This is a genomic window from Stappia indica, from assembly GCF_001696535.1.
Classification (GTDB): domain Bacteria; phylum Pseudomonadota; class Alphaproteobacteria; order Rhizobiales; family Stappiaceae; genus Stappia; species Stappia indica.
The window spans coordinates 524,196-549,854 of record NZ_MBQE01000001.1; the positions used below are offsets into that span (position 1 = coordinate 524,196).

At 66.6% G+C, this 25,659-nt stretch carries 20 protein-coding genes and 1 tRNA gene; 7 read left to right on the forward strand and 14 right to left on the reverse strand.

Going from position 1 to position 25,659, the window contains the following annotated elements; translation table 11 throughout:
* Positions 1–9: 9 nt before the first annotated feature.
* The 7 genes from sufA to BBX35_RS02415 form a co-directional block, all read right to left on the reverse strand.
* Complete coding sequence (gene sufA / locus BBX35_RS02385; protein ID WP_067215589.1) at positions 10–387, reverse strand: Fe-S cluster assembly scaffold SufA; 378 nt, start codon at positions 385–387, stop codon at positions 10–12.
* A 77-nt stretch (positions 388–464) separates the two neighbouring features.
* The gene (locus BBX35_RS02390; protein WP_067215591.1) at positions 465–851 is read right to left on the reverse strand and encodes an SUF system Fe-S cluster assembly protein; all 387 of its coding nucleotides are present in this window, start codon (positions 849–851) and stop codon (positions 465–467) included.
* Between the two features lie 7 nt (positions 852–858).
* On the reverse strand, positions 859–2,106 hold the full coding sequence (locus tag BBX35_RS02395; protein WP_067218082.1) for a cysteine desulfurase: 1,248 nt from the start codon (positions 2,104–2,106) through the stop codon (positions 859–861).
* Between the two features lie 128 nt (positions 2,107–2,234).
* The gene (gene sufD / locus BBX35_RS02400) at positions 2,235–3,560 is read right to left on the reverse strand and encodes a Fe-S cluster assembly protein SufD (protein WP_067215593.1); all 1,326 of its coding nucleotides are present in this window, start codon (positions 3,558–3,560) and stop codon (positions 2,235–2,237) included.
* 17 nt (positions 3,561–3,577) lie between these two features.
* Positions 3,578–4,333: a Fe-S cluster assembly ATPase SufC gene (gene sufC, locus BBX35_RS02405; protein ID WP_067215596.1), complete on the reverse strand. Its 756-nt coding sequence runs from the start codon at positions 4,331–4,333 to the stop codon at positions 3,578–3,580.
* A gap of 53 nt (positions 4,334–4,386) precedes the next feature.
* Positions 4,387–5,859: a Fe-S cluster assembly protein SufB gene (gene sufB / locus BBX35_RS02410; RefSeq protein ID WP_067215599.1), complete on the reverse strand. Its 1,473-nt coding sequence runs from the start codon at positions 5,857–5,859 to the stop codon at positions 4,387–4,389.
* A 131-nt stretch (positions 5,860–5,990) separates the two neighbouring features.
* Positions 5,991–7,202, reverse strand: coding sequence for a cysteine desulfurase family protein (locus BBX35_RS02415; protein ID WP_425274548.1), 1,212 nt, complete (start codon positions 7,200–7,202; stop codon positions 5,991–5,993).
* Between the two features lie 331 nt (positions 7,203–7,533).
* Here BBX35_RS02415 and BBX35_RS02420 point away from each other — a divergent pair, with 331 nt between their 5' ends.
* Together BBX35_RS02420 and BBX35_RS02425 are read left to right on the forward strand one after the other, a co-directional pair.
* Positions 7,534–8,190 (forward strand): alpha/beta hydrolase, encoded by a 657-nt coding sequence (locus tag BBX35_RS02420; protein WP_067215602.1) that lies wholly within the window; start codon positions 7,534–7,536, stop codon positions 8,188–8,190.
* A 126-nt stretch (positions 8,191–8,316) separates the two neighbouring features.
* On the forward strand, positions 8,317–9,000 hold the full coding sequence (locus tag BBX35_RS02425; protein ID WP_067215605.1) for an HAD family hydrolase: 684 nt from the start codon (positions 8,317–8,319) through the stop codon (positions 8,998–9,000).
* A gap of 39 nt (positions 9,001–9,039) precedes the next feature.
* Here BBX35_RS02425 and BBX35_RS02430 read toward each other — a convergent pair whose 3' ends face one another.
* Together BBX35_RS02430 and BBX35_RS02435 are read right to left on the reverse strand one after the other, a co-directional pair.
* Positions 9,040–10,170 (reverse strand): hypothetical protein, encoded by a 1,131-nt coding sequence (locus BBX35_RS02430; RefSeq protein WP_083205977.1) that lies wholly within the window; start codon positions 10,168–10,170, stop codon positions 9,040–9,042.
* 272 nt (positions 10,171–10,442) lie between these two features.
* Positions 10,443–10,517 (reverse strand) — tRNA-Val (locus BBX35_RS02435).
* Positions 10,518–10,809: 292 nt separating this feature from the next.
* Between BBX35_RS02435 and BBX35_RS02440 the strand changes: the two genes are divergently transcribed.
* Positions 10,810–11,847, forward strand: a complete 1,038-nt coding sequence (locus BBX35_RS02440) for a GlxA family transcriptional regulator (RefSeq protein ID WP_067215607.1) — start codon at positions 10,810–10,812, stop codon at positions 11,845–11,847.
* 229 nt (positions 11,848–12,076) lie between these two features.
* A complete protein-coding gene (locus BBX35_RS02445) occupies positions 12,077–14,110 on the forward strand; it encodes an EAL domain-containing protein (RefSeq protein WP_141687801.1) in 2,034 nt (677 codons plus the stop codon).
* Positions 14,111–14,595: 485 nt separating this feature from the next.
* Here BBX35_RS02445 and BBX35_RS02450 read toward each other — a convergent pair whose 3' ends face one another.
* The 4 genes from BBX35_RS02450 to BBX35_RS02465 all read right to left on the reverse strand — a co-directional run bounded on the left by BBX35_RS02450 (position 14,596) and on the right by BBX35_RS02465 (position 19,156).
* On the reverse strand, positions 14,596–15,396 hold the full coding sequence (locus tag BBX35_RS02450) for an amino acid ABC transporter ATP-binding protein (RefSeq protein WP_067215613.1): 801 nt from the start codon (positions 15,394–15,396) through the stop codon (positions 14,596–14,598).
* A 41-nt stretch (positions 15,397–15,437) separates the two neighbouring features.
* Positions 15,438–16,739 (reverse strand): amino acid ABC transporter permease, encoded by a 1,302-nt coding sequence (locus BBX35_RS02455; RefSeq protein WP_067215616.1) that lies wholly within the window; start codon positions 16,737–16,739, stop codon positions 15,438–15,440.
* A gap of 4 nt (positions 16,740–16,743) precedes the next feature.
* Positions 16,744–17,946: an amino acid ABC transporter permease gene (locus tag BBX35_RS02460; RefSeq protein ID WP_067215618.1), complete on the reverse strand. Its 1,203-nt coding sequence runs from the start codon at positions 17,944–17,946 to the stop codon at positions 16,744–16,746.
* 193 nt (positions 17,947–18,139) lie between these two features.
* Positions 18,140–19,156, reverse strand: coding sequence for an amino acid ABC transporter substrate-binding protein (locus tag BBX35_RS02465; protein WP_067215621.1), 1,017 nt, complete (start codon positions 19,154–19,156; stop codon positions 18,140–18,142).
* A 299-nt stretch (positions 19,157–19,455) separates the two neighbouring features.
* Here BBX35_RS02465 and metC point away from each other — a divergent pair, with 299 nt between their 5' ends.
* Positions 19,456–20,634, forward strand: a complete 1,179-nt coding sequence (gene metC, locus BBX35_RS02470) for a cystathionine beta-lyase (protein WP_067215626.1) — start codon at positions 19,456–19,458, stop codon at positions 20,632–20,634.
* Between the two features lie 27 nt (positions 20,635–20,661).
* On the opposite strand, the gene BBX35_RS02475 is transcribed toward metC, so the two are convergent.
* Positions 20,662–22,233 (reverse strand): ArnT family glycosyltransferase, encoded by a 1,572-nt coding sequence (locus BBX35_RS02475; RefSeq protein WP_067215629.1) that lies wholly within the window; start codon positions 22,231–22,233, stop codon positions 20,662–20,664.
* Between the two features lie 176 nt (positions 22,234–22,409).
* On the opposite strand from BBX35_RS02475, the gene BBX35_RS02480 reads away from it, so the two are divergent.
* Positions 22,410–23,231, forward strand: coding sequence for a phosphodiesterase (locus tag BBX35_RS02480; RefSeq protein WP_067215632.1), 822 nt, complete (start codon positions 22,410–22,412; stop codon positions 23,229–23,231).
* 260 nt (positions 23,232–23,491) lie between these two features.
* Positions 23,492–25,642 (forward strand): putative bifunctional diguanylate cyclase/phosphodiesterase, encoded by a 2,151-nt coding sequence (locus BBX35_RS02485; RefSeq protein WP_067215634.1) that lies wholly within the window; start codon positions 23,492–23,494, stop codon positions 25,640–25,642.
* Positions 25,643–25,659: the final 17 nt, after the last annotated feature.

A 25,659-nucleotide genomic window follows, 5' to 3' on the forward strand; every position in this document is an offset into this window, starting at 1 on the left:
ACCGGCCGTTCAGCCCTGCGCCGCGAAAGCCTCCGCGTCCGCCTCTTTCAGCGAAACGGACTCGCCGCAACCGCAGGCCGAGACCTCGTTGGGATTGCGGAACACGAAGCCGGAGCGGAACTTCGTCACTTCGTGATCCATCTCCGTGCCCAGCAGGAAGAGCGCTGCCGAGGGCTCGATGAAGATCTTGACGCCCTTGTCGTCGATCACGTCATCGCCCGGCTTCGCCTCCTCGACGAGGCTCATGTCGTATTCCATGCCGGCGCAGCCGCCCTTCTTGATCCCGACGCGCAGGCCGAGAACGGGCTTGGCCGAATTGCCGACGATCTCGCGCACGCGCTCGGCGGCGGCGTCCGTCAGCTTCAGGACCTGGAATCTGGAACCCATATCCGTTTCCCCGATTCTAGCGGTTGGCAGGTGCAAGATGCACCCGCGTTACCCTTGAATATAGGGCCGAGCGGCACTCAATACCAGTTGAGCGCCACCTTGGCCTCTTCCGACATGCGGTCGGGCGTCCACGGCGGGTCGAACACCATCTGCACGTTGACGTCGCCGACCCCGGCGACCGCACTGACGGCGTTTTCCACCCAGCCCGGCATCTCGCCGGCGACCGGGCAGCCCGGCGCTGTCAGCGTCATGTCGATGGCGACCGAGCGGTCGTCCTCGATATCGACCTTGTAGATCAGGCCCAGCTCATAGATATCGCAAGGAATTTCCGGGTCGTAGACGGTCTTCAGCGCGCCGACGATATCGTCCGTCAGGCGCTTCAGCTCATCTTCGGAAAATGCGGAGCCGGTCGCCGAAATCTCGGCCTGGGCTTCCTCGTCCTGCGTCAGTTGGTCTTCGCTCATCTCGCCCTCATGCGAAAAAGTCGTGGGCCTTCTGCAGCGCCTCGACCAGCCTGTCGACCTCGTCGAACGTGTTGTAGAGGCCGAAGCTCGCCCGGCATGTCGAGGTCACACCATATCGTGCCAGCAGCGGCTGCGCGCAATGGGTCCCGGCCCGTACGGCAACGCCCTCGCGGTCGATGATCATCGACACGTCGTGCGCATGCACCCCCTTCATCTCGAAGGCGACGATGGCGCCCTTGTCCGGTGCCTCGCCGAAGATGCGGATCGAGTTGATCTGCTTCAGCCGCTGATGCGCGTAGTCGCGAAGGGCCGCCTCGTGCGCGGCGATCCGATCGCGGCCGATCGCGTCCATATAGTCGAGCGCGGCCGCAAGGCCGATGGCCTGGACGATCGGCGGCGTACCGGCCTCGAAGCGGTGCGGCGGGCTGTTGTAGCTCACCATGTCCTCGGTGACGTCGAGGATCATCTCGCCGCCGCCATTGAACGGACGCATCCGCTCCAGGTGCTCCATCTTGCCCCACAACACGCCGATGCCGGTCGGCCCATACACCTTGTGACCGGTGAAGACGAAGAAGTCGCAGCCCAGATCCTGCACGTCGACCGGCATGTGCACCGCCGACTGGCTGCCGTCGACCAGCACCGGAATGCCGCGCGTATGGGCGATCCGGCAGATCTCGCGGATCGGCACCACGGTGCCCAGCACGTTCGACATCTGGGTGATCGCCACCAGCTTCGTCTTGGCCGACAGGGTCGCCTCGAACGCGTCGATGTCGAAGGACCCGTCCTCGCGCACATAGACCCATTTCAGCACCGCGCCCTGCCGTTCGCGCAGGAAGTGCCAGGGCACGATGTTGGAGTGGTGCTCCATGATCGACAGGACGATCTCGTCGCCCTCGCCGATCCGTTCCGCGCCGAAGGTCTGGGCGACCAGGTTGATCGCCTCGGTGGTGGAGCGGGTGAAGATCACCTCGTCCTGCGACGGGGCGTTGAGGAAGCGGCGCACGGTCTCGCGCGCGGCCTCGAAATTCTCGGTCGCTGTGTTCGACAGGTAGTGCAGCCCGCGATGGACGTTGGCGTATTCGTGCGAATAGGCCTTGGTCACCGCGTCGATCACCGCCTGCGGCTTCTGGGCCGAGGCGCCGTTGTCGAGATAGACGAGCGGCTTGCCGTAGACCTCGCGCGACAGGATCGGGAAGTCGCGGCGCACTGCCGCCACGTCATAGGGGGCGCTTGCAACGGCACCGGGATCGGTCATCGACGTCATCTGCGTACTCCCGCTTCGCCGGGGCGACTGCCCCGGCCTGTACGGTGCTGCCGGGGCCTTGAGCCCCGGAAGCGTGGCGGCGGGGCGTTACGCCCCCACAGCCTTTGATGCCGGGGCTTTTACGCTCCGGCGTCCAGCCAGGCGCGGATGCGCTCTTCGAAGGCCTCGACGATGATTTCCTCGCCGATCTCCTCGACCGCTTCCGACAGGAAGGCAAGAACCAGCAGCGTGCGGGCATCGGCCTCCGGGATACCGCGCGAGCGCAGGTAGAACAGCAGGTCCTCGTCGATCTGGCCGCTCGTGGCGCCATGGGCGCACTGCACGTCGTCGGCGAAGATCTCCAGCTCCGGCTTCAGCGACATTTCCGCGTCGTCCGACAAGAGCAGCGACTGGGTCATCATCTGGCCGTCGGTCTTCTGCGCATGCGGGCGGACGATGATCTTGCCCTGGAAGATGCCCTTGGCGCCTTCGCCGACCACCGTCTTGAACAGCTCGCGGCTGTCGCAATGCGGCACCGCGTGGTCCACCACCAGCGTCTGATCGACATGCTGGCCGGCCCGCACCATGGTGATGCCGAGCAGGTCCGCGCGCGATCCCTCGCCCGTGAAGGCGACAAAGGACTGGTGCCGGGCAAAGCCCGACCCGATGCCCGCGCCGATCAGCTTGACCTGGGTCTCGGCCCCGAGCGTCACGACGGCCGTGCCGATATGGGTGGTGCCGGCGGCCTCCGCCTGCAGGCGGGCGACGGTCACCTCCGCGGCATCGGCGGCGCGGATGTCGGTCAGCGTGTTGGAGAAGCTTCCCTCGGCTCCGCCGACAAACGTCTCCAGAACGGTTGCCTTGGCGCCCTTGGCGGCCGCCACGATCACCCGCTCGCTGGTGCTGGCGGCATTGGCCGACAGCGCGTGGACGATCTCGACCGGCTTGTCCAGCGAAGCGCCTTCGGGCAGCGACAGCACGAGGCCGTCGGCGCAGAAGATGGCGTTGAGGCCTGTCGCCGCATCGCCCGTGGCGATCTCCGGCAGCTGCATCAGGCTTTCGCCCTCTTCAGCCAGTGCCTCGGCGAGCGGACGCACGCTCACGCCGGCCTCGGCCAGCGCGGCAACGTCGGAAAGACCCGCGTGGAAGTGGCCGTCGACGATGAGAAGACGATAGCGCTCCGCCGAGCCGTAGACGTTGTCCAGCGCGGCGACAGCCGCCTTGGCATCGTCGTCGCTGCTGCGTGCGGCAAAGGCCGGAACGCTCTTCAGCCTTGCGCGCAGGTCAGAGTATTTCCACTCCTCGACGCGGCGATGCGGCAGCCCGCTCTTGCGGAAGGCATCGAAGGCCGACTTGCGGATCTCGGCCACCGCCGCATCGCCCGGCAGGGCGTCGCGATCGCGGTAATAGGCCTCGGCGAGGTCGGTTTCGGCCCTGGTGTCCAGGGTGCGTGGTTCGATGGTCATGTCGTGTTCCTGACCTGTCACGCGGCCGCGTCGATGAAGTCGGCGTAACCGTTCTTCTCCAGCTCCAGCGCCAGATCCGGGCCGCCGGTCTTGACGATGCGTCCCTTCGACAGGACATGCACCACGTCCGGCACGATGTGGTCGAGCAGGCGCTGGTAGTGGGTGATCACCACGAAGGAGCGGTCCGGGCCGCGCAGGCGGTTGACGCCGTCCGACACCACCTTCAGCGCGTCGATGTCGAGGCCGCTATCGGTCTCGTCGAGCACGCAGAGCGTCGGCTGCAGCAGCGCCATCTGCAGGATCTCGGCGCGCTTCTTCTCACCGCCGGAGAAGCCGACGTTGAGCGGCCGCTTCAGCATGTCCATCGTGATCTGAAGTTCGCCGGCCTTGTCCTTGACCCGCTTCATGAATTCCGGCGTGGACAGCTCCTCCTCGCCGCGCGCCTTGCGCTGCGCGTTGAGCGCCGTCTTCAGGAAGGTCATGGTCGCCACGCCCGGGATTTCGATCGGGTACTGGAAGGCGAGGAAGACGCCGGCGGCGGCGCGCTCGTCCGGGGCCAGCTCCAGCAGGCTCTGGCCGTTGTAGACGATGTCGCCCTCGGTGACTTCGTAGTCGTCCTTGCCGGCGAGGATGTAGGAAAGCGTCGACTTGCCGGAGCCGTTCGGGCCCATGATGGCGTGCACTTCGCCCGGCTTCACGACGAGGTCGATGCCGCGCAGGATCTCGGTGCCGTCTTCGGCGATGCGGGCGTGCAGGTTCTTGATCTCAAGCATGATGATGTCCGTCGGTATTCTGGATGTTCGGTATGCGAGGCTTTCGGCCGGCGTCAGCCGACCGAGCCTTCGAGCGAAATGGAGATCAGCTTCTGCGCCTCGACGGCGAACTCCATCGGCAGCTGCTGGATCACGTCCTTGACGAAGCCGTTGACGATCAGCGCCACCGCTTCCTCGTCCGACAGGCCCCGCTGCTGGCAGTAGAACATCTGGTCGTCGGAGATCTTCGAGGTGGTCGCCTCGTGCTCGAACACGGCCGTCGCGTTCTTCGACTCGATGTAGGGCACCGTGTGGGCCCCGCAATCCTGGCCGATCAGCAGGCTGTCGCACTGCGTGAAGTTGCGCGCGTTCGACGCCTTGCGATGCGCCGAAACGAGACCGCGATAGGTGTTCTGCGACTTGCCGGCCGAAATGCCCTTGGAGATGATGCGGCTCGACGTGTTCTTGCCGAGGTGGATCATCTTGGTGCCGCTGTCGATCTGCTGGTAGCCGTTCGACACCGCGATCGAGTAGAACTCGCCGCGCGAATTGTCGCCGCGCAGGATGCAGGACGGGTACTTCCAAGTGATCGCCGAACCGGTCTCGACCTGGGTCCAGGAGATCTTGGAGTTCTTGCCGCGGCAGTCGCCACGCTTGGTGACGAAGTTGTAGATGCCGCCCTTGCCTTCCTTGTCGCCCGGGAACCAGTTCTGGACGGTGGAGTACTTGATCTCGGCATCATCCAGCGCAACGAGCTCGACCACGGCCGCATGCAGCTGGTTCTCGTCGCGCTGCGGCGCCGTGCAGCCCTCCAGATAGGAGACGTAGGCGCCCTTCTCGGCGATGATCAGCGTACGCTCGAACTGGCCGGTGTTCTTCTCGTTGATGCGGAAATAGGTCGACAGCTCCATCGGGCAGCGCACGCCCTCCGGCACATAGACGAACGATCCGTCGGTGAAGACCGCCGAGTTCAGCGTCGCATAATAGTTGTCGGTGACCGGCACCACGGAGCCGAGATACTTGCGCACCAGCTCCGGGTGTTCCCGCAGCGCTTCGGAGATCGAGCAGAAGATGACGCCGGCCTTCTTCAGCTCTTCCTTGAAGGTGGTGACCACCGACACGCTGTCGAACACCGCATCCACCGCGACGCGGTTCTTCGGCTCGACGCCGGCCAGGATCTCCTGCTCGCGCAGGGGAATGCCCAGCTTCTCGTAGGTCGCCAGCAGCTCCGGGTCGACCTCGTCGAGGCTCTTCGGCCCCGGCGCGGACTTCGGCGCGGAGTAGTAGTAGATGTCGTTGAAGTCGATCTTCGGGTACTCGACGCGGGCCCAGGTCGGCTCGGTCATCGTCAGCCAGCGGCGATACGCCTCCAGCCGCCATTCCAGCATCCATTCCGGCTCGCCCTTCTTGGCCGAGATGAAGCGGATGATGTCTTCGTTGAGACCCTTGGGAGCCTTGTCGGACTCGATGTCGGTGATGAAACCGTACTTGTACTGATCCACATCGATCGACCGGACGCGGTCGATCGTTTCCTGAACTGCAGGCATGCGTGTCTCCATCCACTGCGGTGTCAAGGACCGCGGGTTGTCGCACTATGTGATGGGCGCGGCCGCCGGCCGCCCCCGGGTCTTGATGGACGCAGCCTCGCCGCGTCCGGGTCGTGATGGTCCGGAGCCCGTCAGGCGGCGCGTCCCGCGCCTGCCTGCCTGATCCGTCCCGATATCCGCCGCCATGCGGCAAGAAACCGTTCGATCTCCTCCGGCGTCGTCTGCCGCCCGAGGCTGATCCTGATGGCGCCCCGCGCCAGATCCTTGTTCGCGCCCATCGCCGACAGCACCGGCGAGACGCCGACCTTGCCGCTCGAGCAGGCCGAGCCGGACGACACCGCGATGCCCTCCAGGTCGAGGGCGATCAGCGCGGTTTCGGCGGCCACACCCGGCACCGCGAAGCAGCTGGTGTTGGCGAGCCGCGGCGCGCCGGCGCCGAAAACAACCGTATCGGCCCATATATGGCAAAGCTCGCGCTCCATGCCATCCCGAAGGGCCGCAATTTCATCCCAACCAGCCACTTCCGCGGCAGCCAGCTCCGCGGCGAGGCCGAACCCGGCGATGGCCGCGACATTCTCCGTGCCCGCGCGGCGCCAGTTTTCCTGTCCGCCGCCGGTGAGCAAGGGGGCCGGGTGCAACCCTGCCCTGCGCACCACGAGCGCGCCCGCGCCCTGCGGGCCGCCGATCTTGTGGGCCGAAAGCGCCAGGCTGTCGGCGCCCCAGGCCTCCATGTCGATGGCGATGCGGCCTGCCGCCTGCACGCCGTCCACATGCAACACCGCGCCGCTCTCCTTGAGCGCCGCCGAAATTTCCGCCAGCGGCTGCAGCACGCCGGTCTCGTTGTTGGCGGCCATCACCGCCACCAGAACGCTCTCGCCCGCCGCCGTCAGCTCCGCGACCCGCGCGGCCAGCGATGCGGCATCGACCAGGCCCTTGCCATCGACCGGAACGCTCTCGCGCGCCTCGGCCGGGAAGCGCCCGCCGGCCGCGACCGAGGGATGCTCGCTCGCCGCCACCAGCAACCGGGTGAACCGCCGCTCGCCGCGCCCGTCCTTCCAGACCGGCGACAGCGCCGTCACGTTCGCCTCGGTGGCGCCGCAGGTGAAGCTCACCTGCGCCCCCGGAACTCCGCACAGCCGCGCGACCTGGGTCCGCGCCGTCTCCACCGCGCCGCGTGCCCGGCGACCGGGCCCGTGCACGGACGAGGCATTTCCCGTGCGCATCAGCACGGAACAGACGAGTTCGGCCACCTGCGGACGCAAGGGCGCACCGGCATTGTGGTCGAGATAGATGTCCGTCCGTGACGTCATGACCGTCATATGTCTCCGCCGGAGGCGTCCCATCGGCCGCTTCCGACCGACAAAACCGCTCCTGACCGCTCTCTTGCGCGATGCAATTCTTGCAATTCCGCGTGGAGATCGGTTTAAGACATCCCTATATACCACGCTGGCCGGACGGACAGATCGACACGACTGGTCGACCGTGCCGCCGACGTGAACCGGTCGAGATGCGGCGTCCGCCGCAAACTTTCGAACGATTCTAAAGAAGTTGTAGGAACCAGGGCCATCCGAGTCAAGCCGGACTAAGCAATAGTCCTGAGTTTCGCAACCTTTCGCGACCCCGGTACGCGGCAACCGCAGTTAAGGAACGAATACCCCATGAACGAGGTGGTCCATGCCTGAAGTGATTTTCAACGGTCCGGCCGGCCGGATCGAAGGCCGCTTTCAGCCGGCTAAATCGCGGACGGCGCCCATCGCCCTGATCCTCCATCTGCATCCGCAGTTCGGCGGGACGATGAACAACCAGGTCGTCTATCAGCTGTATTACATGTTCGCGAAGCGCGGCTTCGCCGTGCTGCGGTTCAATTTCCGCGGCGTCGGCCGCAGCCAGGGCTCGTTCGACCACGGCCAGGGCGAGCTGTCGGATGCCGCAGCCGCGCTCGACTGGGTCCAGACCGTACACCCGGACGCGCGCTCCTGCTGGATCGCCGGCTTCTCGTTCGGCGCCTGGATCGGCATGCAGCTCCTGATGCGCCGCCCCGAAGTGGAAGGCTTCATCTCCGCCGCCCCGCCGGCCAACCTCTACGACTTCTCGTTCCTTGCCCCCTGCCCCTCTTCCGGCCTCATCGTCCATGGCGATGCCGACAAGGTGGTGCCGTCCAAGGACGTGCAGACGCTGGTCGACAAGCTCAAGACGCAGAAGGGCATCGTGATCGACCACAAGGTCGTTCCGGGCGCCAACCACTTCTTCGAGAACCACATGGACGAGCTGATGACCGAGTGCGGCAGCTATCTCGACAAGCGCCTCGGCGTCAGCAAAGAGATCGCCTGACCGCGCAACGCGCGTTAGCCTCTTGAAACGCCGGCCCTCGTGGCCGGCGTTTTCGTATCTCCTTCCCCGCGGGCGCGCCGCCCGGCTATAAGCCTGGTCGACCCGCCGCCACACAGGAAAGCGCCCATGTCCACGCCTGCCCCCGCCCTGGTCTTCGATCTCGACGGCACCCTGGTCGACACCCGCCACGACCTTGCCGCCGCGCTCAATTCCGTGATGCGCGAGGAAGGGCTTTCCGCAGTGGAGATCGAGACGCTCGGCCACCTGTTCGGCGTCGGCGCGCGGCCGATGATCGCCAAGGCGCTGTGGGCAAACGGCATTCCCGATCCGGACCCGGCCGAGATCGAGCGGCTCTACCTGCGCTTCATCGCCTTCTACACCGCCGACATCGCCGGGCTCAGCCGCCCGTTCCCGGGCATCCACGAGGCGCTGGAGACGGCGCGCAAGGACGGCTGGCGGCTGGCCGTGTGCACCAACAAGTCCGAGCCGATCGCGCGCCAGCTTCTCGACCACCTCAAGATGCTGGATCTGTTCGATTCTCTCGTCGGCGGCGACACGTTCGCAAGGCCCAAGCCGGACGCCGCCCCCGTCCTGGGCGCGGTCGAGCGCGCCGGTGCGCGCCTTGCCGGCTCTGTGATGATCGGCGACAGCAAGACCGACATCGATGCGGCCCGCGCCGCCGGCATTCCGGTCGTCGCCGTCACCTTCGGCTATACGGCCGTGCCGGTGCGCGAGCTCTCGCCCGACGCTGTGATCGATCATTTCGAGGAGCTGCATCCGGCCCTTGCCGGCCTTCCCGGTCTGCGCTGATCGCCGCAAGCCCTTACCGCGAGGCTCAGCCTCGGCGGATCAGAAGTCGGTCAGCAGCCGCGACCAGGTCTCGGACGACAGGCCCTCGGCATAGACGAGGTCCTGATCCAGCGCCCGGTGCAGGGCCGGCATCCGCCCGGCGATGCAGAAGAAGCCGCGGTGACGGAAGCTCATGTGCCTGTGCGCCTGCAGCGCCCGCATCAGGAACGGCTGGGTCGCCCCGCGTGCCTCGCAATATCCCTGCCGGTCGAAATCGGCGAGCAGCCCCGCAACGCTCTCGCGCTCGCGCCCTTCCAGGCAGACGAGGTTGAGCACGCTTGCCCGCCCCTGCCCCGTGCCGCAATAGGCCGCCGTGCCGATGGACGCTCCGGTGGCGTCGCGGATCAGCGAAAAGCGCAAGGGCCCGAGCGCCGGGTTCGCCTCGACCATCTGCGACAGCCAGGCGAACTCGGACGGGTCCCAGTCCGGATGGACGCTGAAGCGGCCGAGCATCGGTCGCGCCTCCACCAGAAACTGCGTTGCCCCCACCTCCTGCACCGACACGCCGTCCGGCATATGCGCCACCAGCAGCGGCCGCCGCCGCCGCGCAGCCTTGTCCAGCAGGGAGAGCGGCGCCAGCACCAGCGCCCCGGCCTCGCCCCTCAGGATGCGATGCAGGCTTCTTGCGCCGGCCGACACCGGCCGGAAGACCCGGCACCATTCCAGGCTCTGGATCGGCATGATGCGCCCGCCGCCGGTCTTCCAGTGCGTGGCGCTGGCATCGGAGGCGGTATCGGAAAACAGGAAATCGTGACGCTTGGCCCGGAAATATCGCGACAGGCAGGCTGCGCCCCGCGCGCCCGTCTCGCCGACGGCCATGAAGTTGCACAGGAGCCGCGCCGTCACCGGCTGCCCCTCGACGCGAAAGCGCAGCGGCACGCAGAGAATCGCGGCGCTGAGCTCGCCCGTCTCGCTCTCGTAGACCCGGCTGCCCACCTCGGGGCTCGTTTGCGGGTGGCCGAAGCAGAAGCGCTCCAGATAGGCCTCGAGCCCCGGCGCGATGCGCCCGCCGCGAAACGCGCTGGCGAACATCGCGGCCACGGCGCCGAGGTCCCGTCGCTCCATCGGGCGGCTGGCGTGCTGCATCGCTTCGCGCAACATGGTGTTGGTCCTGGCGATCTGTCCGTGCATCCGGAAGCTGTTCCTCTTTCCCGCTACTATGGCGCGCCGGGTTTTAGGGAGGCTTTACAGAACGGCAGAATGGCAGGGATGTTCGCGAAAAACACGCAACTGGTAAACCGGATGCGAACGCTGCACACTTAACGCAGGGTAAGATCGCGGATGTCCGCGCAGGACCTGTCAGGAATACGAGGGCTGTGCAAGAGCATCTGGCGCATGCCTGGCGCGCCTGGGGCCGGCTGCGGCCGCTCTCGTCTCTCTGTCCGGGATCGTGCGGGAAGGAATGGTGGGCGATACTGGGATTGAACCAGTGACCTTTCCGGTGTGAACGGAACGCTCTCCCGCTGAGCTAATCGCCCATGGCCTGTCGGCTGGTGAGGGGTATCTAAAGGAGCCGGCCGGCTTGCGCAAGGCGGAATTTGGTCCCCTGTGGATTTTGCGGTGGAAGTGATGTCGCGCCTGCGCTTCGCCATGACGTTTTGTTGACGCCGCCCGGCTTTATTTCATGCTGTTCGGCACATTTTCGCCATACATGTATTCGCCGCCGTTTTTATTTGACAAGAATATTGCCCGATCTCAGACTGACCGAAATTAAAAGCAAAAACCTTCCACAGAACTAGGGGCCAACCCCTGACAGCTCGGGCACAGCGCATGGCAGACCAGGCCGCATCCACCGAACAGCAGACGGTGGCCCTCATCCTTCTCGATCAGTTCTCGCTGATCGCCTTCACCTCGACCATCGAGCCGATCCGCATCGCCAACCGGGTGCTCGGCCAGGAGTTCTATTCCTGGAAGACCTATTCGGTGGACGGCAATCCGGTCCAGGCCAGCAACGGCTGCCACGTCTCCGTCCAGGGCTCGATCAACGACCTGGAAGATGCCGACATCACCCTGATCTGCTCCGGCGTCGACGTGGAGCGCGTGCCCCTGCCCAAGGAGCTCGGCACCAAGCTGCGCAAGCTGAACGCGCGCGGGCGCACCTATGGCGCGGTCTGCACCGGCTCCTACGTGCTGGCGCGCTACCACCTGCTCGACGGGCGCCGCTGCACCATCCACTGGGAGAACCTGCGCTCCTTCCGCGAGGAGTTTCCCGAGATCGAGGTCTCCGGCGACCTCTTCGCCATCGACCGCAACTGCATCACCTGCGCCGGCGGCATGGCCGCCCTCGACATGATGCTGCGGGTCATCGCCATCCAGCACGGCGCCTATCTCGCCCATGAGGTGGCGGAGGTCGCGCTCTACCAGAACATGCGCTCCGGCGAGAGCGCGCAGCGCCACGACCTGGAGAGCCGCACCGGCATCTCCAACGTCAAGATCCTCGATGCCATCCGCATCATGGACCTGCATATCGAGGATCCCCTGTCCTGCCAGCAGCTGGCGATGACCGTGAACCTCAGCCCGCGCCAGCTGGAGCGGCTGTTCCGTCGTCACTTCGACTGCACGCCGGGCCAGTACTATCTCAAGCTGCGGCTGGAGACCGCGCGCGACCTGCTGCGCCGGACCAACCGTCCGGTGCTCGACGTCGCCATCGCCTGCGGCTTCGCCTCGACCTCGCATTTCACCAAGTGCTACCGCGAGCGCTACAGCTGCACCCCGACCGAGGAGCGCCAGTCCTATTTCTGGGCGCAAGGCGGGCGCAAGCAGGCCGCCCGCATCGTCGCCCCGGCGCAGCTCGCGAATTCCCGCTAGGGCAGGTCCCGGCACGGCGCCGCGGGCGCCGGCCGCCTCTTCCTCATGCACTCCTCCGGCAGAACAGCCACGTGCCCTGCCCTTTCCCCGGCTACGGAAACCTTCCAGCCAGTGGAGAACTCCGTATTTCTCTCAGTTGTGCAGGACACATTAACGTTTCAACGATTAGGGTCTTTCCCGGGTTTACGGATCGCATGTGAGATTCGTCGCGGGGGACGAGCGCCTGATCATGAAATCGTTTGTCGGTTTCGCCGAGAACATCCGGTTTTCCTTACAGGAAGCGTTTATCGCGCTCGTTCCGTTCATCGTTCTGATTTCCGCCATCCGTCTCATCGACTTCGCGCTTCTCTACAGCGGCATCTCGCTTCCGTTCCTCCCGGCTCAGACCCTGGAGGATATCGGCCGCCTACTCGACGTCGCCATGCCGGTGATGCTGGCGATCTCGGTCTCCTTCCAGCTCTCGGTCCTCTTTCGTGTCGACCGGGTGACCGGCGCCGCGCTGGCGCTCGCCGTGTTCTTCTTCGACACCTACGGCACCATGGCGATCGACGATGCCGAGGCGGTCTCACTCGCCTCCATCAATGCCGTGATCGCCCCTCTGCTGGCCTTGATGCTGCTGCGTGCCTGCAACCGGCTGCCCTTCCCGCGCCTTCATCACGGCGCGCTCAGCTACAATCTGGAAAACGCGCTGAACATGGCGCTGCCGGCCCTGGTCAGCTTCATGCTGACAGTTGCCACGCTCAGCCTGCTGCACGACGCGGCAAACGCGATCTATGCCGCGCTTGCTCCAGCCTTCCTCGGGCTCGGCTCGAACGTGGCGCTGGCGCTGTTTCTGGCCGGGTCGCAGATCATCTGGTTCTTCGGCCTGCACGGCACCAACCTCGCCTATCTCGCGGTTCCGCCCGACTTCGGCATGATCGAGATCGCCGGCGGCATGACGCGCGACATGTTCATGACCTCGTTCGTCAATCTCGGCGGGTCGGGAGCAACGCTCGGTCTGGCACTGGCGATCCTGCTGTTCTCGCGCAACCCGCACATGCGTTCCATCGCGCTGGTCGCCCTGCCCTTCACCGCGTTCAACATTTCCGAGATCCTGGTCTTCGGCCTTCCCATCGTCCTCAATCTCCGGCTTCTGGCGCCGTTCGTCGCGGTTCCAGTCGTGTGCCAGATGCTCGCCCTGCTGGCCGTCTCCCATATCGGACTGTCGGTCTTTCCCGGCGAGGTGCCCTGGGTGACGCCGATGTTCCTCAACGTCTACCTGCAGACGGGCGAGGCCTGGGCGGTTCTCCTGCAGGCGGCACTGCTCGGGGTCAGCATCCTGCTCTACGCACCCTTCGTCGTCAGATACGGACGGTTGCGGGAGAACAAGCTCGGCCCCTCGCTGCTCAACGACGGTGCCGATTTCGACGATCACATGCGCCGCCAGCATGGCCGGACCGTTTTCGACCAGCACAAGACGCTGCTGCGCAACAGCGAGGCGGCGCGCGATGCCGTCGAGTTCCTCCGCGAGAACCGGCTCGCCATGCACTACCAGCCGGAGATCGACGCCCGCACCGGTGAATGCATCGGCTTCGAGGCCCTGCTGCGGGTCTGGGTGGAAGGGCGCGGCTTCGTCGGCCCCTATTTCCTGGAAACGCTGGAAAACGCCGGCTTCGCCCATCTGATCGACCGCTGGGTCTGCCGGCAGGTGCTGCAGGATCTGGCGCAGGTCCAGGACGCCGGGCGCGACCTCATCGTCTCCATCAACCTGCATCCCGACACGATCGCCGACCGCACCACCGTCGACTGGCTGGTGCAGGCTTTCGCGGAGATGCCGGTCAGCTTCGAGATCATCGAGCGCGGCCTGCGCTCCGATCCCGCCATTGCCGACAACCTGCGCCGCCTGGCGGAAGCCGACCTCAGCGTCGCCATCGACGATTTCGGCGCCGGCCACTCCAACTTCAACCTTCTCGCCGACCTCCCGGTCAGCATCGTCAAGTTCGACCGCTCGCTGCTGCTGAGCGCCGCCGACCAGCGCGGTCGCATCGTCTATCGCAAGCTGACGGGCCTGTGCCACGAGCTCGGCTACCGGGTCGTTGCCGAGGGCGTGGAGACGCGCGCCCAGGCGGATCTTGTCGCCTCCTGCGGCGTCGACCTGATCCAGGGCTGGCTGCACGCCCCGGCGATGCCGCTGGACGAGGCACTGGTCTTTGCCGAGCGCCTCAACGGCACCGGCCACACCAGCGAGGCGCCCGCCTGCTGGCCGCTGCAGCCGCGGACTTAGGTCGTGGACTCATAATTCTGTCGAGAAACGGTATGCACGAACCCGATCGGATACAAGGAGCAAGGCCGCAGGAAACCATTAGGTTTTCAAGGGCTTGCGACGCTGTTGCCGGCGGGTTCCGGCATACCCGAAGGGCGCCGTTCGAGCTTCGATCTGCGGCGTCGGATCGCTCGGCCGGGGGACCTGCCCCGGCCATCGCGCTCCTCCTGGCATATCATTGCCCGAACCGGCGCCGTTTCCGGCACAATTATGAGTCCACGACCTAACGCCCCTCTCTTCGTTTTCCGGTCTTTCTGTCCCGCCCCCGCCTTTCGCCGGCGCCCTTCGCCCGGCTGAACCGCCGCGTCAAGGGACGCCCGGCCCGGCCCCCAAAAGCCGAAAGGCGCGAGCCTTGCGGCCCGCGCCCCTCCGTTCCTCGATGCCCCCGTATGCACGGGCGAGCGAGCGGTCCGCGGTGCCCCCCCGACAGCGCGGCCCGCCCGGCCTCAGTGCAGGATCTGGCTGAGGAACAGCTTGGTCCGCTCGTGCTGCGGATTGGTGAAGAAGGCTTCCGGCTCGTTCTGCTCGACGATCTGGCCGGCATCCATGAAGATGACGCGGTTGGCGACCTGGCGCGCGAAGCCCATCTCGTGGGTGACGCAGAGCATGGTCATGCCCTCTTCCGCCAGGCTCACCATCACGTCGAGCACTTCCTTGATCATCTCCGGATCGAGCGCCGAGGTCGGCTCGTCGAACAGCATGATCTTCGGGCTCATGCACAGCGAGCGGGCGATGGCCACGCGCTGCTGCTGGCCGCCCGACAGCTGGCCGGGATACTTGTTGGCCTGCTCGGGGATCTTGACCCGCTCCAGGTAGTGCATGGCGATTTCCTCGGCCTTGGCCTTGGGCATCTTGCGCACCCAGATCGGCGCCAGCGTGCAGTTCTCCAGGATCGTCAGATGCGGGAAGAGGTTGAAATGCTGGAAGCACATTCCGACCTCGCGGCGGATCTCGTCGATCTTCTTCAGATCGTCGGTCAGCTCGATCCCGTCCACCACGATGGAGCCTTTCTGGTGCTCCTCTAGGCGGTTGATGCAGCGGATCATGGTCGACTTGCCGGAGCCCGACGGGCCGCAGATGACGATCCGCTCGCCGCGCATCACCTTCAGGTTGATGTCGCGCAGCACGTGGAAGTCGCCGTACCACTTGTTCATGTTGGTGATCTCGATGGCGACGTCGGTCTCCGACACCGTCATCCGGCTGCGGTTGGGGGTGATGTCCGCGGCATTGACAGCGTTTTCAGTCATGGCTCAGCTCCAAACGTTGTGTCGGCTTCGTGAGGTCCGCGTCACCGCGCGTGCCCCCGGTGCAGGCGGCGCTCCATGTAGATGGAGTAGCGCGACATGCCGAAACAGAAGATCCAGAAGACGAAGGCGGCAAAGACGAAGCCCGTCGCCGGCGTGTTGGGCGAAGCCCAGTTCGCGTCGGAGAAGTTCAGCGAGACGATGCCGAGCAGGTCGAACAGGCCGATGATCAGCACCAGGCTCGTGTCCTTGAACAGGCCGATGAAGGTGTTGACGATGCCCGGAATGACCAGCTTCAGCGCCTGCGGCATGATGATCAGGCCGATGCCCTGCCAGAACGACAGGCCCATGGCGTCGGCCGCCTCGTACTGGCCCTTGGGGATCGCCTGCAACCCGCCGCGCACCACCTCGGCCATGTAGGCGGAGGCGAACAGGGCGACGCCGATCAGCGCCCGCAACAGCTTGTCGAAGTTGACGCCGTCGGGAAGGAACAGCGGCAGCATCACCGAGGACATGAACAGCACGGTGATCAGCGGCACGCCGCGCCAGAACTCGATGAAGATCACCGAGACCAGCTTGACCGCCGGCAGCTTCGACCGCCGTCCCAGCGCCAGCAGGATGCCGAGCGGGAATGAGGCGACGATGCCGACGATGGCGACCACCAGCGTCACCAGCAGGCCGCCCCACAGCTGCGTCTCCACCGGCCTCAGGCCGAAGTCGAAGGAGACGACCGCGAAGATCGCGGCCAGCGCCAGGTACATCGCCGCGACGATCTTGAGCGGCGAGGCCGGCGCGATCCCCGCATTGCGGCAGATCAGCGCCGTGATGGCGAGCGAGAGCACGGCCAGGATCGCAAGCCCGGTCCAGAAACTCCCCGACAGGTCGACATCGCCGCCGGTCAGCAGGATGAAACCGGCGATCGGGAAGACGACGAGCAGGTAGAGCACCGTCTCGCGCTTGAACGGCACCCGCGGGATCGCCGCCGGCACCAGGCCGGCGATCAGCAGCAGCCCGGTCAGGTCCACGCGCCAGCGCTCGGGGTCGGGATAGCGGCCATACATGAACTGGCCGAACTTGGCATAGACGAAGGCCCAGCAGGCCCCCGCTCCTTCCACGATGCAGGCATCGCGGCTCGTGCCGGTCCACACCGCGTCGATGAACAGCCAGTTGATCGCCGGCGGCAGGATCAGGGCCAGCAGGGCGATGCCGACCACCGTCATGATGGCATTGCCGACGCTGTCGAACAGGTTCTGGCGGACCCAGCCGATGGCACCGGTCTCGGAGACGGGCGGCGGCATGCGCGGCGCCTCATCCGTTCGCACATAGGCGAGTTTCGAAGCTGTCATGGCCCTACCTCTCCACCAGCGCCATGCGCGAATTGTACCAGTTCATGAAGCCCGAGGTGAGCAGCGACAGGGTCAGGTAGACCAGCATGGTGATGATGATCACCTCCACCGCCTGGCCGGTCTGGTTCAGCACCGTGCCGGCGAACACCGCGACGAGGTCCGGATAGCCGATGGCCACCGCCAGCGAGGAGTTCTTGGTCAGGTTGAGATACTGGCTGGTCAGCGGCGGGATGATGACCCGCATCGCCTGCGGGATGATCACCAGCTGCAGCGTCCGCCGCGGCCTCAGGCCCAGCGAGTAAGCCGCCTCCGTCTGGCCGTGCGAGACGGCAAGGATGCCCGCGCGCACGATCTCGGCGATGAAGGCCGCCGTGTAGAGCGAGAGGCCCAGCAGCAGCGCCATGAACTCCGGTATGACGACGACGCCGCCGCGGAAGTTGAAGCCGGCAAGCTCCGCATAGGCCAGCTCGACCGGCATGCCGGTGACGAGGAAGACCAGCAGCGGCAGGCCGACGATCAGGCCGAGACCGACGAGAACGCTGGGGAACTGGCGCCCCGTCTCCTGCTGGCGCTTGCGGGCCCAGCGGGAAATGCCGATCGACGCCGCGACCGCCGCAAGCAGTGCCCACAGGATCGCCGAGGAGCCCGGCTGGCCGATCACCTCGGGAAGGATCAGGCCGCGATTGTTGAGGTAGACGCCCGACACCGGCTCCAGCGACTGGCGCGGCGACGGCAGGACGGACAGCACCGCCTTGTACCAGAACAGCAGCTGCAGCAGCAGCGGGATGTTGCGCAGCAGCTCCACGTACCAGGTGGCGAGCTGGCGGATCAGGAAGTTCTTCGACAGCCGCGAGATGCCGACGATGAAGCCGAGCACGGTCGCGATGACGATGCCGATGGCCGCCACCAGCAGGGTGTTGAGCAGTCCGAGCAGGAAGGCGCGGAAATAGCTGCTGTCGTTGGTGTAGGGAATAAGGGATTGGGAGACATCGAAGCCGGAGCGCTCGGACAGGAATCCGAGGCCGGAGGCGATTCCCGCCCGTTCCAGGTTGATCTTCGCGTTGTACGCGAAGAAGGCAAGCATCCCCAGAAGGAAGGCGACGACCAGCACCTGGAAGACAATGCCGCGCACGCGCGGATTGTAGAACCAGGATGCGCCGGATCCGCCGCCTGCTTGCTCGCGCTCGGCAGAGCTTGCAGGTGTCATGTCAGACAGGTTCCCCTCGCCGGTTCGCTGTTGTTCAGCGTTCCCGATATCCGCTGAGTTCAGCGTAACCCGTAAGTGACTGGCCCGTTTGGGGCCCGTCCGGTCCGGTATTCCGGACTCGGCCGTTCGTCATGTCAGCGTCAGTTCGAAAAGGCCCGGCGCGAGTGTCGCGCCGGGCCCGATGGATGCCGTCTTAGCGGATCGGCGGGGCGTACTGCAGGCCACCCTTCGACCACAGCGCGTTCACGCCGCGGGCGATGCCCAGCGGGGTGTCCGGACCGACCGTCTTGTCGAAGACTTCGCCGTAGTTGCCGACATGCTTGATGATGCGGGCAGCCCAGTCGTTGCTGAGGCCGATGGACTCGCCGAACGTGCCCTCGACGCCGAGCAGACGACGGATGTTCGGGTTGTCGGAGCTCTTCATCTCCTCGACATTGGCCGAGGTCACGCCCAGTTCTTCAGCGTTGAGCATGGCGAAATGGACCCACTTGACCAGGTTGAACCACTGGTCGTCGCCCTGGCGCACTGCGGGGCCGAGCGGCTCCTTGGAGATGATCTCCGGCAGCACGATGTGATCGGCCGGGTTGGTCAGCTGCAGGCGGATCGAGTACAGGCCCGAGGCGTCGGTCGTGTAGACGTCGCAACGGTTGGCGTCGTAGGCGGCGTTCACCTCCTCGAGCTTCTCGAACACGACCGGGTTGTACTCCATGCCGTTGGCCTTGAAGTAGTCGGTCAGGTTCAGCTCGGTCGTGGTGCCGGTCTGCACGCAGACGGACGCGCCGGACAGCTCGAGAGCCGAGGAGACGCCGAGCGACTTGCGGACCATGAAGCCCTGGCCGTCATAGTAGTTGACGCCGGTGAAGTTCAGGCCGAGCGTCGTGTCGCGGCTCATCGTCCAGGTGGTGTTGCGCACCAGCACGTCGACTTCGCCGGTCTGCAGCGCGGTGAAGCGCTCCTTGGCGGTCAGCGGGGTGAACTTGACCGCGTTGGCGTCGTCGAAGATGGCCGCGGCAATGGCCCGGCACATGGAGACGTCGATACCCGTCCATTCGCCCTTGTCGTCCGGAGCGGCGAAACCGGCCAGGCCGGTGTTGGAGCCGCACTGCAGGAAGCCCTTCGCCTTGACGTCGTCGAGCGTCGCGGCGGAAGCGGCGGTGGCCGTCAGGCCGAGCGCCGCGCCGAGCACGATCGGAATCAGTTTATGCGTCATGGATATGCAGCCTTCTCTTTTGCCCTGTCTATTCTGGGTTTTTTCGAGATCACGCGCGTGGGAATCAGGATGCGGCCATGATGCGTCTGCGAAAAGCAGTGTTCGGCACAGGATACCCCCTCCCGGCATGTCCGCGACCGTTCTTGTTTTCTGGTCGTCGGCTATGCCACCGTCATCTCATGGGTGCATTCGATGGCATTTATCGCTAAGGGTCAAGTACCCGACGCACCGTAAGGTACGATTTGCGAAAAATTTTTCGCGACTTGAAAATCCAGTCAACACACCGCGAAAGGTCCTGTATGTCCGCCTCCCAGTCGAACCGTGCCAGGGGTCTTGCAACCACGCTCTCCCATGCCGGGCGCAAGCCCGAGGACTTCCACGGATTCGTCAATCCTCCCGTCGTTCACGCCTCCACGGTGCTGTTTCCGGACTGCGCGACCATGCTCTCCGGCGGCCAGACCTATCACTATGCCCGGCGCGGCAATCCGACGACGGATGCGCTGGAAGAAGCGTTGGCCGAACTGGAGGGCGCGGCCGGCGTGCGCCTTGCCGCCTCGGGCCTCAACGCCGTCTCCGTCGCGCTGCTGTCGTGCCTGTCCTCCGGCGATCACGTGCTGATCACCGACAGCGCCTATGGCCCGACCCGCAATTTCGCCGAGACCACGCTGAAGCGGCTCGGCGTTGCCGTCGACTATTATGATCCGGCCATCGGCGAGGGAATCGAGGCGCTGTTCCGACCCAACACCCGCGCCGTGATGACCGAGGCGCCGGGCTCCCTCACCTTCGAGATGCAGGACATCCCGGCCATCGCCCGGATCGCCCATGCGCATGACGCGCTGGTGGTCATGGACAACACCTGGGCGACGCCCTGCTTCTTCGATGCCATCGGCCACGGCGTCGACCTGTCGGTGCAGGCCGGTACCAAGTATCTGGTGGGCCATTCCGACGCGATGCTCGGCACGGTGGCCGCCAGCGAGCGGGCCTGGCCGGGCCTGAAGGAGACCCACGGCGCGCTCGGCATGCATGTGGGCCCGGACGACGTCTATCTGGCCTTGCGCGGCCTGCGCACGCTGGACGTGCGCCTGCGCCGCCACATGCAGAACGGCCTGGAGATCGCCCGCTGGCTGGAGGAGCGGCCCGAGGTCGCCCGCGTGCGCCATCCGGGTCTGGAGAGCGATCCGGGCCACGCCATCTGGAAGCGCGACTTCACCGGCGCCTCCGGCCTCTTCGCCTTCGACTTCGTCGACGGCATCAGCGAGACGCAGAGCTACGCCTTCCTCGATGCGCTGGAGCTGTTCGGCCTCGGCTATTCCTGGGGCGGCTTCGAAAGCCTCGCCATCCCCGTCCGGCTCAAGGGCGCGCGCACGGCAACGCCGATGCCGACCGGCGGCCCCAGCGTGCGCCTGCATATCGGACTGGAGGACACGGCCGACATCCGCGCCGATCTGGAAGCCGGTTTCGCCGCGCTGAAGGCCTGAGGAAAAAACGCGCCCGGCGCAGCGTCGTTACTGCGCTGTGCCGGATGCCGCGGGGTCTGCCTCCCCAGGGTCTGCCTCCGCAGGGGCCGTCGCCGGGGGCTCGGTAGCAACGGCCGCCGGAGCCGGAGCGGGCGTCAGCGACGGCACGACCGACGGCCCCATCGATGGCCCAACCGATGGCAGAGTGAAGACCCAAAGGGCTGCCGCGAGCAGGATCCCCGCCCCCAGCGCCGGCATCAGCGCTGCCGCGGGCTCGCCCCGCGCCAGCCGCCGCACCGCCGAAACTCCCGGCACCAGGGCCAGCAGCGCAATCACCGCGCCCGGCGGCGACGGCCAGGCGCCGGTCAGCGGTCCGGCGATCAGGTTCGCCGCCACCAGCGCGACCAGCGGCACCGCGAAAAGCCCGGCCGCCGCATAGCGCAGGATCCGCCCCGCCCGGTGCGGCGCGGCGCCCTCCTCGCCGCGCGACAGCAGCAGCGCGGCAAGCCCGGCCAGCGCCGGCACCAGCAGCAGCGCCTGCTGCGGCACCTTGGCCGGCAGCAGCTCGATCAGCAGCCAGACCGGCACCAGGCAGCACAGGAAGAACACCACCTGCGGCCTGCGGGTGCTGCGCAGCAGCATCGGCAGGCCCAGCAGGACGAAGGCCGGCAGCGGCCAGAACGTCGCCAGCAACAGCAGCAGATGGGCGAACGGCGGAGCGCCGATGCCGGGCGTGCCGAGCGGCGACCCGATGCCCGCAGCGCTGAGGATGCCGGCAAAGAGCGTCAGGCTGCCGCCCGAGAAGATGCCGCCCTCGCCGCGCAGCGCGCTGGCGACAAACCAGGGCAGCACGATCGCCGCCAGGATCGCAAGGCCCGGCAGCGGCAGCAAGCGGGCCAGCCAGCGCACATCCCGCGCGGCGATGGACAGCGCCAGCACGCTCAACCCGGCAACGACCGGCCCGCTCGAGCCGGCGACCAGCACCGAAACGCCAAGCCCGGCCCAGAACACCGCCGGCAGGCCTTTCCGCGCCAGCGGTCCGGACCGGGTCTCCGCGAGCCGCGACAGCCATATCCGCGCGAGCGCGCCCTGCATGGCAAGGATCGCCGCCAGCAGCAGCCCGTCCGGCTCGCCGAGCCGTGCGGCCGCCCCCAAAGGCAAGGCCGCTGCGGTCAGCGCCCCGGCAAGCAGGGCCGGCGGCGGCGCGACGAAGGCCCGCCCGCACCAGTAGCTCAGCAGCACCGCCAGCACCGCGCCGGCCAGCGACGGCAGGCGGAAGACCCACAGCGGGGCATCCGCCCCCTGCCCGCTTGCCGCAGCGCTCAGGACCTGCAGCAGCGGCAGGCCCGGCGGCACGATCCGCTCGCTGCCGTCCCGCAGCCGCGTGTCGACGATATCTCCCGTATCCAGCATGTGCCGCGCGGTCTCGACCACCTGCGCCTCGCCGCTGCCGAGCGGCGGCGCCACCGACAGCCCCGGCAGGAACAGCACGAGGGCGAGCAGCAGCAGCGCCAGCGGCGCCAGTCCCCGATGTCCCAGCAATCGCAGCCAGCGCGCGCCGGGCCCGGAAAACCGGACCTCGAAACCGTCTGTGGATTGCCGCGCCTGTGTATCCGTCATGTCACGCTCGCCTGCTATTGCGCTCGCCTTGCCTGTGCCGGCTTTTCCTACAGGAGCGCGGCACAAAGGGAAACCGGAGGCCGCAGCCGCAGCTCTCCTTCCCCTCGCGCGAAGCCGGGACATCCGCTAAATCAAACGGATGCGCTTGCCGCAGCCGACCTTTCAGGGAGACCTTGATGACACTGATCGCCCAGATCACAGACCTGCATGTGCGCCCCAGCGGGCTGGCCTGCTACCGCGTCAGCGAGACCAACATGCTCGCCCGCCGCGCCGTCGAGGCCGTGAACGCGCTCGACCCGCAGCCCGATGCGGTGATCATCACCGGCGATCTGGCCGACACGCCGGACCCGCGCGAATACGGCGGCGTGCAGCGCCTCGTCTCTTTGATCAAGGCCCCGGTCTATGTGCTTCCGGGCAATCACGATTCGGCGACGATGATGCGCGAGACGCTGATCGGCGTCGGCCCGATCAACGAGGGCGAGAACGGCAAGATGCACTATGCCGTCGACATCGGCGACGTGCGGCTGATCGCGCTCGACAGCTCCGTCCCCGGCGCCCCGCACGGCAATCTCGGCGAGGCCCAGCTTGCCTGGCTGGACGCGACGCTCGCCGCCAGCACCCGGCCGACGCTCATCGCCCTGCACCATCCCCCCGCACTCACCGGCATTGCGCACATGGACACGATCGGCCTTGCCGATTCCACGGCCTTTTCCGCCGTCGTCTCGCGCCATTCGCATGTGCGCCGGGTCATGTGCGGCCATGTCCACCGGGCCATCATCGCCTCGGTCGGCCATACGGTCATGACCCTGTGCCCGAGCACGGCCCACCAGGTGCATCTCGACTTCGTCGACCGCGGCCACGGCCATTTCATCATGGAGCCGCCGGCGTTCTTCCTGCACCACTACGCGCCGGAAAGCGACGTGGTCAGCCACCTCGCCTATGTCGAGCGCTTCCCCGGGCCGTTCCCCTTCTTCGCCGACGAGGGCGTCAGCTTCTGAGCCGACGGCGGGGCAACCGGGCCGGTGTCACCCGGTTGCCCCGCTTGCATTTTCACGCAAAACGTTCAGTCTGGGCTTTCACGTATACCAAAGAGTCGCGTCCAGGTAGACGAACGTCGTTTTTTCAATTTTCATAAGCCGTCTGTCGGACTTACACTCGTATTACGCGAACAGGGCGACCGGCGCCCCCAACGGGCGACGGGAAGCCCGGCATCAGGCCGGCATTTCCGGCACGTGCCATCAGCAGCCGGAAAAGACCTGTGGCGACCACATCGGCGAAACCGGAACTGGACAGGCGCAACGCGGCGCGAGCGCGGGCGCTCGACACCCCTGCGGCGCGTCTGATCCTCGCCAATCCCCTGCCCTTTGCCGTCATGCGCGTGTCGCGCGGCTCCTCCGATGGCCGCTACCGGATCGATTATATCAGCGAGAGCTGCCAGGCCGTCTGGGGCCTGTCCCGCGCCCAGATCGGCGACAATCTTCGCCAGCTGTGGACCCGCATCCACCCGGACGACGTATCCCATCTCAACGACCGGCTGCGCGCGGCCGAGCGCGGCAATCACGAATGGACCGCCACCTTCCGCATCCGCGGATCCGTCAACGGCCGGGAAAAATGGGCGGTCGCCCGCGGCCTGCCGCGTCCGGACCTGCCGGGCGATGCGTGGAACATCACCGTCACCGACATCACCGCCCAGATCCAGGCCTATGCCGACCTGCAGGCCAGCGAGGCGCGGTTCCGCGCCCTGGCGGAAAACATTCCCGGCGCGGTCTTCCGCTACCGGCTGCGTGTCGACGGCACCCATCAGATCTTCGACATGACGCCGGGCAGCATCGCCATCTGGGAGCTGCCGGCGGAGGAGATCCAGAACGACCCGACCCCCATCTGGCAGATGATCCATCCCGAGGACGTGCCGCCGATGCTGGAGTCGATCGACGAGTCGGCCCGCACCCTGCAGCCCTGGCACTACATGTGGCGTCTGACCACCCCGTCGGGCCAGTTCAAGTGGCTGGAGGGGCGCGGCCTGCCCCGGCGCGAGGAAAACGGCGACACCGTCTGGCACAGCGTCATCATCGACGTCACCACGCAGCGCAAGAAGGACGAGGAGATCCGCCGCCTCGCCGAGCGGGACGAGCTCACCGGCCTTGCCAACCGCTCCCTGCTGCGCCGCCGCCTCGACGAGGCCCTGCGCCAGCGCCTTGCGGATGGCGGCCGCGGCGCGCTGATCCTGCTCGACCTCGACCACTTCAAGGACATCAACGACACGCTCGGCCACGATGCCGGCGACATTTTCCTGCGCGCCACCGCCGAGCGGCTGACCGAAAGCCTCTGCCACCAGGACATCGTCGCGCGGATCGGCGGCGACGAGTTCGTCGCCGTGCTGCCGCAGGTCGCCGACGAGGAGGCGATCCTGGCCACCGTCGGCCGCATCGCCGCACGCCTGGGGGACGAGGTGCATATGGAGGGGCATGCCCTTTCGAGCAGCGTCTCGATGGGCATTGTCCTCTTCCCCCGCGACGGGCAGACGCCGAACACGCTGCTCAAGCATGCCGACATCGCCCTGTTCGAGGCAAAGGCCGCCGGCCGCCAGACCCACGTCTTCTTCTCGCCCGCCCTGCGCGAGACGCGCGAGCGCCGCCACAGGCTCGCCGAGGCGCTGCGCACCGCCATCGCCGCCGACGCGCTGTCCATCGCCTTCCAGCCCATCGTCGCGGCTGGCAGCAGCAATCACCGGGGCTTCGAGGCGCTGGCTCGCTGGACGCTCGACGGCCAGCCGATCTCGCCGGCCGAGTTCATTCCCCTTGCCGAGGAGACGGGCCTTGGCGTGCCGCTCGGCAAGGTGCTGATGGCCAGGGCCCTGCGTCTTGCCGTGCGGCTCGCCGCCACCGGCATCGATCCCGGCACGATTTCGGTGAATGTCTCGGCCGCCCAGCTGCGCGAGCCGGATTTCGCCGCAACCGTCGCCGCCATGCTTGCCGAACACGGCCTACCGCCCGAACGGCTGGAGATCGAGGTGACGGAGACGGTGATCTTCGGCCGCTCCGCCGAACGGATCGCGCTGACCTTGCGCGAGTTGCGCAAGCTCGGCATCCGCATCGCGCTCGACGATTTCGGCACCGGCTACGCTTCGCTCGCCCATCTCAAGCGCATCCAGGTCGACCGGCTGAAGATCGACCAGTCCTTCATGCGCGATGTCGAGACCGATGCCGAAGATGCCGTCATCGTGCGCGCTGTGATCGGCCTTGCCAAGGCGCTCGGCATGGATGTGGTCGCCGAAGGCATCGAGACGCACGAGCAGCTCGCCTTCCTGCGCCGGCATGGCTGCGACCTGGCGCAGGGCTATCTGTTCGGAAGGCCGACCACCAGCGAGACGGATCTGGTCAGCTACCTGAACGCCGCCGAACACGAGTGAGACCGAGGCGGACCTGC